Origin of the sequence: Rahnella inusitata (genome assembly GCF_018288855.1) — a bacterium.
Classification (GTDB): domain Bacteria; phylum Pseudomonadota; class Gammaproteobacteria; order Enterobacterales; family Enterobacteriaceae; genus Rahnella; species Rahnella inusitata.
Genome location: NZ_CP065024.1, coordinates 228,748 through 241,855, shown reverse-complemented (window position 1 = coordinate 241,855; position 13,108 = coordinate 228,748). Strand labels below are relative to the sequence as shown.

At 52.6% G+C, this 13,108-nt stretch carries 9 protein-coding genes, 1 rRNA gene and 1 riboswitch; of the genes, 8 read left to right on the top strand and 2 right to left on the bottom strand.

Going from position 1 to position 13,108, the window contains the following annotated elements; all coding sequences use genetic code 11:
- Positions 1-108: 108 nt before the first annotated feature.
- On the top strand, positions 109-1,032 hold the full coding sequence (oxyR, locus tag I2123_RS01095) for a DNA-binding transcriptional regulator OxyR (RefSeq protein ID WP_112169511.1): 924 nt from the start codon (positions 109-111) through the stop codon (positions 1,030-1,032).
- On the opposite strand, the gene sthA is transcribed toward oxyR, so the two are convergent.
- Positions 1,015-2,415 (bottom strand): Si-specific NAD(P)(+) transhydrogenase, encoded by a 1,401-nt coding sequence (gene sthA / locus I2123_RS01090; protein ID WP_056774645.1) that lies wholly within the window; start codon positions 2,413-2,415, stop codon positions 1,015-1,017. The two genes, oxyR and sthA, sit on opposite strands and share 18 nt — an antisense overlap.
- 212 nt (positions 2,416-2,627) lie before the next feature.
- Here sthA and fabR point away from each other — a divergent pair, with 212 nt between their 5' ends.
- From fabR to bglB, 4 genes are all read left to right on the top strand, one after another.
- Complete coding sequence (gene fabR / locus I2123_RS01085; protein WP_167457529.1) at positions 2,628-3,305, top strand: HTH-type transcriptional repressor FabR; 678 nt, start codon at positions 2,628-2,630, stop codon at positions 3,303-3,305.
- A complete protein-coding gene (locus tag I2123_RS01080; RefSeq protein ID WP_213051609.1) occupies positions 3,280-3,636 on the top strand; it encodes a YijD family membrane protein in 357 nt (118 codons plus the stop codon). Before fabR ends, I2123_RS01080 begins: the two co-directional genes overlap by 26 nt.
- A 312-nt stretch (positions 3,637-3,948) precedes the next feature.
- Positions 3,949-5,535, top strand: coding sequence for an MFS transporter (locus I2123_RS01075; RefSeq protein WP_112169505.1), 1,587 nt, complete (start codon positions 3,949-3,951; stop codon positions 5,533-5,535).
- 20 nt (positions 5,536-5,555) lie between these two features.
- Complete coding sequence (bglB, locus tag I2123_RS01070; RefSeq protein ID WP_213051608.1) at positions 5,556-6,695, top strand: beta-galactosidase BglB; 1,140 nt, start codon at positions 5,556-5,558, stop codon at positions 6,693-6,695.
- Between the two features lie 65 nt (positions 6,696-6,760).
- On the opposite strand, the gene trmA is transcribed toward bglB, so the two are convergent.
- Positions 6,761-7,861 carry a tRNA (uridine(54)-C5)-methyltransferase TrmA gene (gene trmA, locus I2123_RS01065; RefSeq protein ID WP_112169501.1) on the bottom strand — a complete coding sequence of 367 codons (1,101 nt, stop codon included), beginning with the start codon at positions 7,859-7,861 and terminating at the stop codon, positions 6,761-6,763.
- Between the two features lie 247 nt (positions 7,862-8,108).
- A riboswitch (cobalamin riboswitch) is annotated at positions 8,109-8,360 on the top strand.
- A gap of 71 nt (positions 8,361-8,431) precedes the next feature.
- Between trmA and btuB the strand changes: the two genes are divergently transcribed.
- The 3 genes from btuB (at position 8,432) to I2123_RS01050 (ending at position 13,070) form a co-directional block, all read left to right on the top strand.
- The gene (btuB, locus tag I2123_RS01060; RefSeq protein ID WP_213051607.1) at positions 8,432-10,297 is read left to right on the top strand and encodes a TonB-dependent vitamin B12 receptor BtuB; all 1,866 of its coding nucleotides are present in this window, start codon (positions 8,432-8,434) and stop codon (positions 10,295-10,297) included.
- Positions 10,242-11,123 (top strand): glutamate racemase, encoded by an 882-nt coding sequence (gene murI, locus I2123_RS01055; protein ID WP_112169497.1) that lies wholly within the window; start codon positions 10,242-10,244, stop codon positions 11,121-11,123. Before btuB ends, murI begins: the two co-directional genes overlap by 56 nt.
- A 404-nt stretch (positions 11,124-11,527) precedes the next feature.
- Positions 11,528-13,070, top strand: a 16S ribosomal RNA gene (locus I2123_RS01050).
- Positions 13,071-13,108 lie beyond the last annotated feature (38 nt).

Sequence of the window (13,108 nt, the reverse complement as noted above, 5' to 3'; positions counted from 1 at the left end):
TTCGATGGGGGGCATTATTAACGATTGTGGTTGATAGATATAATCGTTGGTTGCTATCTTATCTATCGTTAACGGCTATCGCATTGCCTATGAGGGACTGGGGGAAAAATGAACATTCGTGATTTAGAGTATCTGGTAGCACTGGCAGAGTTTCGTCACTTCCGCCGCGCCGCAGATTCATGCCACGTCAGCCAGCCAACGCTGAGCGGGCAAATCCGTAAGCTGGAAGATGAGCTTGGCGTCATGCTGCTCGAAAGAACCAGCCGCAAAGTACTGTTCACACAAGCCGGTCTGCTGCTGGTGGATCAGGCGCGCACGGTGTTGCGTGAAGTAAAAGTGCTCAAAGAGATGGCAAGCCAGCAGGGCGAAGCGATGTCCGGGCCGATGCATATCGGTCTGATCCCAACCGTCGGGCCTTACCTGTTGCCGCAAATTATTCCAACACTGCACAAAACTTTTCCGAAACTGGAAATGTATCTGCACGAAGCGCAAACCCATCAGTTGCTGGCGCAGCTCGACAGCGGAAAGCTCGATTGTGCCATTCTGGCGCTGGTGAAGGAGAGCGAAGCGTTTATTGAAGTGCCGCTGTTTGACGAGCCGATGAAGCTGGCAATCTATGACGATCATCCGTGGGCATCGCGCGATCGTGTGGCGATGGCCGATCTGGCCGGTGAGAAACTGCTGATGCTGGAAGATGGCCACTGTCTGCGCGATCAGGCGCTCGGTTTTTGCTTCCAGGCGGGTGCGGATGAAGATACCCATTTCCGCGCCACCAGTCTTGAAACGCTGCGCAACATGGTCGCGGCAGGAAGCGGGATTACGTTACTGCCATCACTGGCCGTGCCGCGTGAGCGCAGCCGTGATGGTGTGACTTATCTTACCTGTGACAAACCGGAGCCCCGGCGCACGATCGCGCTGGTTTATCGCCCCGGTTCGCCACTGCGCGGGCGTTACGAACAGCTTGCCGAAGCTATCAAAGAACATATGCAGGCTTACTGGGATAACGCCGCTGCCTTAAAAAAGGCGGTTTAATCCGTTTAGCGCAGCCACGCGATAGGCTTCGGCCATGGTCGGATAGTTGAAGGTGGTATTGACGAAATACTCGATAGTATTACCTTCACCTTTCTGTTCCATGATCGCCTGCCCGATATGAATGATTTCGGCGGCACGCTCACCGAAACAGTGAATGCCCAGAATTTCCTTGGTTTCACGGTGGAACAGTAATTTCAGACTGCCCACGTTCATGCCGGCGATTTGTGCGCGAGCCAGATGCTTAAACTGCGCGCGGCCAACTTCGTATGGGACTTTCATCGACGTCAGTTCCTGCTCGGTTTTACCCACCGAACTTATCTCCGGAATGGTGTAAATCCCGGTCGGAATGTTTTCGATCAAATGGACTTTGGCTTCGCCCTGGATCATCGCCTGTGCGGCAATGCGTCCCTGATCATAAGCCGCTGACGCCAGACTTGGGTAACCAATCACATCACCGACAGCATAAATGTGCGACAGTGCGGTCTGATACATGCTGTTTACTTTCAGCAAGCCACGGCTGTCTGCTTCCAGCCCGATATTTTCCAGACCCAGTTTGTCCGTGTTACCGGTGCGACCGTTCGCGTAAAGCAGCGCATCGGCTTTCACTTTCTTACCGGATTTCAGGTGCATAATCACACCATCTTCCACACCTTCAATCTTCTCGAACTCTTCGTTATGGCGGATAACCACGCCGTTATTCCAGAAGTGGTACGAAAGCGCGTCTGACATTTCCTGATCAAGGAAAGACAGCAGGCGGTCGCGGGTGTTGATTAAATCCACTTTGACGTTCAGACCACGGAAGATCGACGCATATTCGCAACCGATCACGCCCGCACCGTAAATAATCACGTGGCGCGGTTCATGGCTGAGTTCAAGGATTAAATCGCTGTCATAAATGCGCGGGTGACCAAAATCGACGTTGGCCGGGCGGTATGGGCGTGAGCCACAGGCGATGACGATGTTATCCGCGGTGATCTGCTCATGCGTGCCGTCGGCGTAGCGGATGCTGATGGTATTAGCATCGACAAAACTGGCGTCGCCGGAAAACAGCTGGCACTGGTTTCTTTCGTAGAAACCCTGACGCATGCGGGTTTGCTGATTAATGACCGAATCCGCATGCCGCAGGATATCGGGAAAGCTGGAACTCATGGTGCGCGAGTTATCGCTGTAGAGCGGATTCTGGTTAAATTCGATGATTCGGCTGACGGCGTGACGCAGTGCTTTGGAAGGGATGGTGCCCCAATGTGTACAACCGCCACCGACGTTGTTATAGCGTTCGATGACTGCAACTCTGGCGCCTTGTTTAACCAGTCCCATCGCGGCGCCTTCTCCGCCAGGGCCTGAGCCAATGATGATGGCATCAAAATGTGAGTGCTGTTGCATTGTTCGAAACCTATTTTTATACAAAATCACAACGAGAAAGTAACATATTACACCTATTTACCCCACATGCAGTTGTCATTTAATGGGAATGTTGCAACATTCAGACCCACTTTATGCTGCTGTTTCTATGACTCGGACCGATAAAAATTTTGGTATAGTGACACCATGTCGGGCTAACAACTAAAAAGAAGAACACTATCCGGATGAAGGTTATGGGAGTCAGAGCACAACAAAAAGAGCGTACGCGTCGCACGCTGATTGAGGCGGCTTTCAGCCAACTCAGCGCTGAGCGCAGCTTCGCCAGTCTGAGTTTGCGTGAGGTCTCGCGCGAAGCAGGCATTGCGCCGACGTCCTTTTACCGGCACTTCCGTGATGTGGATGAACTCGGTCTGACGATGGTGGATGAAAGTGGTCTGATGCTGCGCCAGCTGATGCGTCAGGCGCGTCAGCGTATTGCCAAGGGCGGCAGCGTAATCCGCACCTCGGTCTCGACGTTTATGGAGTTCATCGGCAATAACCCTAACGCATTCCGGCTGTTGCTGCGTGAACGTTCCGGGACCTCTTCAGCGTTTCGTGCCGCCGTCGCCCGTGAAATTCAGCATTTTATTGCGGAACTTGCCGACTATCTGCAACTCGAAAACCATATGCCGCGCAGTTTTACGGAGGCGCAGGCGGAAGCCATGGTAATTATCGTGTTTAACGCCGGTGCGGAAGCGCTGGATGTTGACCTCGCGCAGCGCCGTCAGCTCGAAGAGCGTCTGGTACTGCAATTGCGGATGATTTCTAAAGGTGCGTATTACTGGTATCGCCGTCAGCAGGAACGCACGGCGGTGACCCCCATTAATAAGACCCGAGGTAAAGAAGATGACCGAACAAGCGAACCAGGATAATGGCACTCTGGTTTTGTCTTTAATTGCCGGGCTGTCGATCAGCGGCACATTTGATGCGTTATTCAGCTCTGTCGTCGCGTTTTCGATATTCCCGATTATTGCTCTGGTGTTAGCGGTGTACTGTCTGCACGTTCGCTACCACAAAGGTGAAATGCCGAAAGGCTTACCGGGGATGGCGGCGGCCTGTTTCCTGCTGGGCCTGCTGTTGTACAGCACGATTGTCCGCGCTGAATATCCTGAATTAGGCTCGAATTTCTTACCGTCGCTTATCTGTGTGGCGCTGGTATTGTGGATTGGTGTAAAACTGAAAAAGCGCAAATCGTCCACGTAACGCGTTTTCTCTTTCACCTTCCTGAAGGCAATCTGCGGATTGCCTTTTTTATGCGCCCTCGCTCGACTTATTCTCTACGCTAAGCATTTTCCTCCCTCTTAATGAACTGTCATTTCATTAATATCAAACCCATGTTCATAATTTAGATATAGATCGCCCACTTCTTTATTTCTTTGCCATAAAGTGCATCCGGGTGGCAAAAACCAAAAGGTTTTCATGTCGGCTCCTCGCTAATTTGAATCATGGCCGGACGACGCATTTTCGTTCGCATTCAGCCTACGCCTAAAGGTGATTAACAGGGGCAACACGGCAATGAAAACACGTAAGATCGGATTCTTCACTTATATCGCTTATGGTTCCGGGGATTTCCTCGGTGCAGGCACGACCGCGCTGACTGCGGCCTGGTTATTGTATTTCTACACGACGTTCTGCGGGCTTTCGCCCATTCAGGCAACGTTCATTTTCGCGACCGCACGCGTCGCCGATGCGGTTCTCAGCCCGCTGATGGGGTATCTCACCGATAACTTCGGCAATACCTGGCTCGGCAAACGCTTTGGCCGCCGTAAATTCTTTATTCTGCTCGGTATTCCCTGCGTCTTCAGCTACAGCTTTATGTGGGTGGGCGAAATGGGGTACGTCTATTATCTGCTGACGTATCTGCTGTTCGATATCGTCTACACCATGATTTTGGTGCCGTATGAAACGCTGGTCCCGGAAATGACCGATGATTTCAAACAGAAAACCAAATTCTCTGGTGCGCGCATCGCGCTGGCACAGCTGTCAGCGATTCTGGCGGCGTTCCTGCCCGGCATTCTGTTACAGCATTTCGGCAAAGATAACGCCATCTCCTTCTTCTATTCGAGTCTGGTCTTCGCGGTGATTTGTTCACTGGTGCTGACGCTGGTGTATTTCTTTACATGGGAACGTCCTGAAGAGCTGAAATCGGAAGCGACTAAGAAAATTGAACGTGAGCGGCAGCAGCTGACGCTGTCACAGAGCCTGAAGCGTCTGAAAGTCGAATTGTCTTCAACGCTGCGCATCAAGATTTTTCGTCAGCATCTCGGTTTGTATCTGGGCGGCTACATTGCACAGGACGTTTTTAACGCCGTGTTCACTTATTACGTGGTGTTCGTGCTGATGCAAAGCGCCGCCGTCGCTTCAAACCTGATGGGCATGATGGCAATTCTGCAATTTGTTGCGGTCATCGGAATGATCCCGTTATGTATCCGTTTTGGACCGGCGCCGTCTTACCGGCTGGCGGTGACACTCTTCGGGCTGGCGGCGATTTCCTATGGTGGCCTGTATTACGCCGGGATGAATGACTCAATGTCACTGTTGTTGCTGATTTCTGCGCTGGCCGGTCTGGGACGCGGGGGGATCAACTACGTGCCGTGGAATATCTACACCTATATCGCTGACGTGGATGAAACCATCACCGGCCAGCGCCGCGAAGGGATTTTCGCTGGCGTGATGACCCTGACCCGCAAAGCCTCGCAGGCCGGTGCAGTGATGCTGGTGGGGATTATCCTGCAACTCGCCGGGTTTGTTTCCGGCCAGAGCCAGCAGGTGCCTGCGGTCGGTCATACCATTCTGGGTGTTTTGGTGTTCGGTTCACTGCTGATGCTTAGCATGGGCTTTATCATCTCGCTGTTCTTCCGCCTCAATCAGAGAACACATGGCGTGCTGACCCGTGAAACGCACAAGATGCGCGAAGCAAATCGCATCGTGCCGGAGCAGATCACGCCGGAAGATCGCGCCACTGTCGAAATGCTGACAGGGATGAAATACGAATCTCTGTGGGGCAATAACAATATCGGTTATCTGCATCGCAATAACCCGCCACCTGAAAAGCTGACCCGAGAAAATACCGCCGAAGTGCCGGTCCAGGGACGTTTGTAATCCATTCACAGGAGAACGTTATGAAAGTATTTGAAGTTAAACACAGTGCCTTGCTGCGTCAGCCGGAGCATTTCATCTCACGCAACGAACTGAAAGCGCTGATTCACAATGTGACCGACAATCTGGTGAATATCGAAGATAAAACCGGTGAGTTCCTGTTGCGGCTGGACGATGGCCGCGTGATTGACACCAAAGGCTGGGCGGGCTGGGAATGGACGCACGGCATCGGACTCTACGGCATCTATCAGTATTATCAGCAGACCGGCGATGAAAAGATGCGTGCGGTGATCGACGACTGGTTTACCGCACGCCTGACGGAAGGCACGCCAACCAAAAACGTCAATACGATGAGCCCGTTCCTGACGCTGGCGTATCGCTACGAGGAAACGGGGAATGAAGAGTGGCGCCCTTATCTTGAGCGCTGGGCTGAATGGGTGATGTTCGAAATGCCGCGCACGGACAAAGGCGCGATGCAGCACATTGTTTATAACAATGAAAACCATCAGCAGATGTGGGACGACACGCTGATGATGAGCGTCCTGCCGCTGGCGAAAATTGGTAAACTGCTGGATCGTCCTGAATTTATCGAAGAAGCGACGTATCAGTTTCTGATCCACGTGCAATATCTGATGGATCGCCAGACCGGTCTGTGGTTCCACGGCTGGACGTTCGACGGTCATCATAACTTTGCGCAGGCACGCTGGGCGCGTGGCAACAGCTGGCTGACCATTGCCATTCCTGAATTCCTCGAACTGGTGGGTTTGCCGGAAAATAACGCGACCCGCCGCTATTTATTGCAGGTGCTGGAAAGCCAGGTCAGCGCGCTGGCGAAATGTCAGGACGACAGTGGTTTATGGCACACGCTGCTCGACGACCCGCACTCTTATCTTGAAAGCTCGGCCACGGCTGGCTTTGCGTACGGTATTCTGAAAGCGGTGCGTAAGCGTTATATCGACGCGTCTTATGCGCCGGTGGCGGAGAAAGCCATTCAGGGCGTGATTAAACATATCAATCCGGCGGGGGAACTGACGCAAACGTCGTTCGGTACAGCGATGGGATCAGACCTTGAGTTTTACCGCCAGATTGCGCTGACGTCGATGCCTTACGGGCAGGCGATGGCGATTCTGTGTCTGTCAGAATATCTGCGCGTGTACTTGTAATGATCTCTCGGCAGTAAAAAAACGGGCACGCTGAGGTGCCCGCTTTTTCTTTTAGTTTTCGCCGATCAGATCTTTTCCAGCAGAACGCCGGATTCCATATGGTGGGTGTACGGGAACTGATCGAACAACGCGAGGCGCGTGACTCGGTGTGTTTGGCTCAGCGTTTCCAGATTCGCGCACAGCGTTTCCGGGTTACAGGAGATATACAAAATACGGTCATAGCCCTGCACCATCTTCACGGTTTCATCATCCAGCCCGCTGCGCGGTGGATCGACAAATATCGTATTGCATTCATATCCGCTTAAATCCACATCCTGCAGACGACGGAATTCACGTACGCCGTTCAGTGCCTGAGTGAAGTCTTCAGCAGCCATGCGGATGATTTGCACATTGTCGATATGGTTTGCCGCAATGTTGAACTGCGCTGCCGCTACTGACGGTTTGGCAATTTCTGTCGCCAGCACCCGGCGGAAATTGCGCGCCAGTGCCAGAGAGAAATTGCCGTTGCCGCAGTAAAGTTCCAGCAAATCGCCAGTCGAGTTTTGCGTGGCGTCCAGTGCCCACTCCAGCATCTGAATATTCATCTCGGCGTTTGGCTGAGTGAAGCTATTTTCTACCTGACGGTAAATCATATCGCGGCCTGCGACCGGCAGGACTTCATCAATATAATCCTGATCGAGCATGATTTTGGTTTTGGCGGCGCGGCCAATCAGCTGGATATCAAACCCGTCGGCGCGAAGCTGGTCGCGTAGTAGCGTGGCGGCCTGCTGCCATTCTTCATCAAGCTTACGGTGGTACAGCAAAGAGGCGATGATTTTACCGCTGCGTGTCGAAAGATAGTCGATCTGGAAGATCTTACGGCGCAGAGCCGGATCTTGCTTCACAGCGGCGATCAGCACTGGCATTAGACGGTTAATCAGCTCGCTGCCGGCCGGGAACTGGTCCACACGCACGCGGGCTTTGGTCTGCTGATCAAACATAATATGGTACAGGTCGCCTTCGTCGTGCCAGACGCGGAATTCGGCACGCATACGATAATGGCTGACCGGAGAACGGAAAACGTCAGGCTGCGGCGCATTAAAAGGCGACATCATCGCCGTGAGACGTGCGGTCTTTTCCGCCAGCTGGTCGTCGTACTGTTCAATGGGCAGGTTTTCAGGCGTCATCGGTTATCTCGTCTAACTGGGGGTAAATGGACAAACTTTTGGGGGATTCTAGGGAATCACACTGCAAAGTCCAGCTTTCCCCGTCGTCCTTAACCTTATAACCGCGTTAGCTGCATTCGTTTACCCGAATCACTGACCAGAGTCAGCTCATCGGGATTCTCTCCTTTATTGCCTTGTTCTACCGCCAATAACGTTGGGCAAACAGGGGAGTCATTACGGATGTCTGGATTTCCAAATGGGTTGATCGTACGATTGCCGTTCGGCCTCATGACTGAGTTAAAAGGGAATCCGGTGTGAATCCGGAACTGGCGCGCAGCGGTATGGGGAAATCACGGCGATCGCATTCTTTATAATGCAGACACTGTTTCTTCTTTCTATATAGATAAGAAAGAGGGAATGGGAAGTCATCGCCCGGTGTGGGTTATCTTAATTACTTCTCTTGTAATGAATAAGCCTGCAAATCCTAAGTCCGAAGACCTGCCGATGTTACGTCGCATTAATCATCGTCGTCGCGAAATACCGTCGGTGATCCTCTGCGGCATCCGCCAATTAAGTTTGGATGCTCGATTCATGACAATTAAAAAGCACGTGCTGTTGACGGCATTATCCGTCACGGCTTTTTCAGGGTGGGCGCAAGACAGTACTTCCACAGACAACAGCAGCGATAATCTGGTCGTCACGGCTAACCGTTTTCCACAGCCGGTGTCTTCCGTACTGGCACCGACCGATGTGGTGACGCGTGATGATATCGACAGATGGCAGTCAAAATCTGTCGCCGATGTATTACGTCGTTTACCGGGTGTCGATATTGCCCAGAATGGCGGACTGGGGCAGCAGACGTCTTTATTCGTTCGCGGCACCAATTCCAGCCACACGTTAGTCTTAATCGACGGTGTGCGTCTTAATCAGGCCGGTATTTCCGGCGCCGCGGATATCAGCCAGATCCCGCTTTCACTGGTTCAGCGTATTGAATTCATTCGTGGGCCGCGCTCTGCGGTTTATGGCTCTGATGCGATCGGGGGTGTTGTTAACATTATCACCACGCGTGATAAAGATGGCACGACGCTTGGCGCAGGCGTGGGCTCTCACGGTTACCAGAACTATAATGGCTCCACACAGCAGAAGCTGGGTGAAAACACTACGCTGACGGCGGCCGGGGATTACACCTATACCCGTGGCATCGACGTTGTCGCAGATGGCAATACCGGTGGCGTACCTCAGCCTGACCGCGACGGTTTCATGAGCAAGACGCTGTATCTGGCGCTGCAACATCAGTTCAGTCATGAAATCAGCGGCTTTGCCCGTGCGTACGGCTACGACAACCGTACCGCTTATGACGCCTACTCTTCGCCGGACAGTGCGCTTATCGATACCCGCCAGCTCTACAGCCGCACGTACGACACCGGTTTGCGTTACGAGAACGGTATCTACGCTACGCAGCTCATCGGCAGCTACAGCCACGTTAAAGACTACAACTACGATCCGAAATACGGTCCTTACGATGCGTCGGCGTCGCTGGATGACTCCGATCAGTACAACGTGCAATGGGGCAACACATTCCAGATCTGGAAAGGTGAAGTCAGCGCCGGTCTTGACTGGCAGAAGCTGACCACTGAGCCGGGCACTAGCGCTCTGGATGATGGCTATAACCAGCATAACACCGGCGTTTATCTGACGACTCAGCAGAAAATCAGCGATGTGACGCTTGAAGGCGCAGTGCGCAGTGACGATAACTCCCAGTTTGGCCAGCACACTACCTGGCAGAGCAGCGCGGCGTGGGAATTCATCGATGGATATCGTCTGATTGGTTCTTACGGTACGGCCTATAAATCCCCGAACCTGGGGCAGCTTTATAGCGGGTTTGGCGGCAATCCAGATCTTAAGCCTGAAGAGAGCGAGCAGTGGGAAGGGGGACTGGAAGGTCTGACCGGTCCGTTGGACTGGCGTTTATCGGTGTATCGTAACGACATCGACCAGATGATCGCTTATGACAATTCAAACTTCGGTTATTACAACATCGGCAAGGCGACCATCAAAGGCGTTGAATGGACCGGCTCATTCGATACCGGCCCGTTGCAGCACCAGATTACGCTTGAATATCTCGACCCACGTAATGCCGAGACCAACGAAATTTTGGCGCGTCGGGCCAAACAGCAGGTGAAATACCAAATTGACTGGAATGTGGCTGACATTGACTGGTCCATCAATTACCAATATCTGGGGCAGCGTTACGACACCGACTACGGGTCGTATCCTTATCAGACGGTTAAGCTTGGCGGCGTAAGCTTATGGGATCTTGCTGCATCATATCCCGTAACCTCACATCTGACGGTTCGTGGTAGAATTGCCAACTTGTTTGATAAAGATTACGAGACGGCTTATGGCTATGCCACACCAGGACGTGAGTTCTACCTTACTGGAAGCTATACCTTCTGATACAACCCAGGTTCCTGGCCGCCCGACGGTGCTGGTTTTCGATTCCGGCGTCGGCGGGTTGTCAGTTTATCAAGAGGTCCGGCAGATGTTGCCGGACCTGCACTATATCTATGCCTTCGATAATGTCGCTTTTCCTTACGGCGAGAAATCTGAAGAGTTCATCGTCGAACGCGTGGTCGAGATTGTCACCGCCGTCGCGAAACGCCATCCCCTCTTTATTATCGTCATTGCCTGTAACACGGCGAGCACCGTCTCACTTCCTGCATTGCGCGCTAAATTCAGCTGCCCGGTTGTTGGCGTTGTACCTGCGATCAAACCTGCTGCGAAACTAACGCGTAACGGCGTTGTGGGATTACTGGCAACGCGCGCAACAGTTCAGCGTCCTTATACGCATGATCTGGTGGCGCGGTTTGCGACGGATTGTCAGATTCTGATGCTGGGCTCAGCGGAACTGGTCGAGCTGGCGGAAGCGAAGCTGCATGGTGAAGAGGTCTCACTGGCGGCACTGAAGAAAATCCTCCATCCGTGGCTGCGTTTGCGTGAACCTCCGGACACCGTCGTATTAGGCTGCACGCATTTTCCGTTGCTTTCCGAAGAACTCGCGCAGGTTTTACCCGACGGCACACGTATGATCGACTCCGGTTCTGCGATTGCCCGCCGTGCACATTGGTTAATTGAGACGTCGCATGTGCCTATTCCACAGAAAAAAGCAGACGTGCAAATAGAGAGTGTCGCCTACTGCATGGCGATGACCGCCGAGGCGCAAAGTTTACTGCCTGTTTTACAGTCATATGGCTTCAGAAGTATCCAGGAATTGCCGCTTTAAACGGCATTTGGCGAAAGAATCAGCGGTCAGTAAATTATTTGTATTTTAGGGGTTGCGGCCTTCTGAGAACTCCCTATAATGCGCCTCCACTGACCGGGAACAACGACTGAGAAGTCGCTCGGACAGGAAGAGAAAAAGATGAAAGTTCAAATGAATAATCTCTTGACTCTTCAGCGGGAAAACGTAATATACGCCTCCCGCGCCGCATAAGATTCCTTGCGAACCGCGGCATGCTCTTTAACAATTTATCAGACAATCTGTGTGGGCACTCACAAGACGATATCAGCCACCTCGGTGGCAAAAAAATATCAAGTCTTAGAGTGACCAAGCAGTAATTCATTTAGTTGAATTATTACGAAGTAATCTTTGAGCACCGCTTAACTTGTTTAAGCAAATCGAACTTTTAATTGAAGAGTTTGATCATGGCTCAGATTGAACGCTGGCGGCAGGCCTAACACATGCAAGTCGAGCGGTAGCACAGGAGAGCTTGCTCTCTGGGTGACGAGCGGCGGACGGGTGAGTAATGTCTGGGAAACTGCCTGATGGAGGGGGATAACTACTGGAAACGGTAGCTAATACCGCATGACCTCGCAAGAGCAAAGTGGGGGACCTTCGGGCCTCACGCCATCGGATGTGCCCAGATGGGATTAGCTAGTAGGTGGGGTAATGGCTCACCTAGGCGACGATCCCTAGCTGGTCTGAGAGGATGACCAGCCACACTGGAACTGAGACACGGTCCAGACTCCTACGGGAGGCAGCAGTGGGGAATATTGCACAATGGGCGCAAGCCTGATGCAGCCATGCCGCGTGTGTGAAGAAGGCCTTAGGGTTGTAAAGCACTTTCAGCGAGGAGGAAGGCGCTGTAGTTAATAGCTGCAGCGATTGACGTTACTCGCAGAAGAAGCACCGGCTAACTCCGTGCCAGCAGCCGCGGTAATACGGAGGGTGCAAGCGTTAATCGGAATTACTGGGCGTAAAGCGCACGCAGGCGGTTTGTTAAGTCAGATGTGAAATCCCCGAGCTTAACTTGGGAACTGCATTTGAAACTGGCAAGCTAGAGTCTTGTAGAGGGGGGTAGAATTCCAGGTGTAGCGGTGAAATGCGTAGAGATCTGGAGGAATACCGGTGGCGAAGGCGGCCCCCTGGACAAAGACTGACGCTCAGGTGCGAAAGCGTGGGGAGCAAACAGGATTAGATACCCTGGTAGTCCACGCTGTAAACGATGTCGACTTGGAGGTTGTGCCCTTGAGGCGTGGCTTCCGGAGCTAACGCGTTAAGTCGACCGCCTGGGGAGTACGGCCGCAAGGTTAAAACTCAAATGAATTGACGGGGGCCCGCACAAGCGGTGGAGCATGTGGTTTAATTCGATGCAACGCGAAGAACCTTACCTACTCTTGACATCCACGGAATTCGCTAGAGATAGCTTAGTGCCTTCGGGAACCGTGAGACAGGTGCTGCATGGCTGTCGTCAGCTCGTGTTGTGAAATGTTGGGTTAAGTCCCGCAACGAGCGCAACCCTTATCCTTTGTTGCCAGCACGTAATGGTGGGAACTCAAAGGAGACTGCCGGTGATAAACCGGAGGAAGGTGGGGATGACGTCAAGTCATCATGGCCCTTACGAGTAGGGCTACACACGTGCTACAATGGCATATACAAAGAGAAGCAAACTCGCGAGAGCAAGCGGACCTCATAAAGTATGTCGTAGTCCGGATTGGAGTCTGCAACTCGACTCCATGAAGTCGGAATCGCTAGTAATCGTAGATCAGAATGCTACGGTGAATACGTTCCCGGGCCTTGTACACACCGCCCGTCACACCATGGGAGTGGGTTGCAAAAGAAGTAGGTAGCTTAACCTTCGGGAGGGCGCTTACCACTTTGTGATTCATGACTGGGGTGAAGTCGTAACAAGGTAACCGTAGGGGAACCTGCGGTTGGATCACCTCCTTACCTAAAGATACGCATTGTGCAGTGTCCACACAGATTGT

Coding starts and splice junctions, on each gene's coding strand:
- bglB (WP_213051608.1), top strand. CDS start 5,556: ATGAAAGTATTTGAAGTTAAACACAGTGCCTTGCTGCGTCAGCCGGAG.
- sthA (WP_056774645.1), bottom strand. CDS start 2,415: ATGCAACAGCACTCACATTTTGATGCCATCATCATTGGCTCAGGCCCT.
- murI (WP_112169497.1), top strand. CDS start 10,242: ATGGCTATGCCACACCAGGACGTGAGTTCTACCTTACTGGAAGCTATA.
- I2123_RS01075 (WP_112169505.1), top strand. CDS start 3,949: ATGAAAACACGTAAGATCGGATTCTTCACTTATATCGCTTATGGTTCC.
- oxyR (WP_112169511.1), top strand. CDS start 109: ATGAACATTCGTGATTTAGAGTATCTGGTAGCACTGGCAGAGTTTCGT.
- trmA (WP_112169501.1), bottom strand. CDS start 7,861: ATGACGCCTGAAAACCTGCCCATTGAACAGTACGACGACCAGCTGGCG.
- I2123_RS01080 (WP_213051609.1), top strand. CDS start 3,280: ATGACCGAACAAGCGAACCAGGATAATGGCACTCTGGTTTTGTCTTTA.
- fabR (WP_167457529.1), top strand. CDS start 2,628: ATGGGAGTCAGAGCACAACAAAAAGAGCGTACGCGTCGCACGCTGATT.
- btuB (WP_213051607.1), top strand. CDS start 8,432: ATGACAATTAAAAAGCACGTGCTGTTGACGGCATTATCCGTCACGGCT.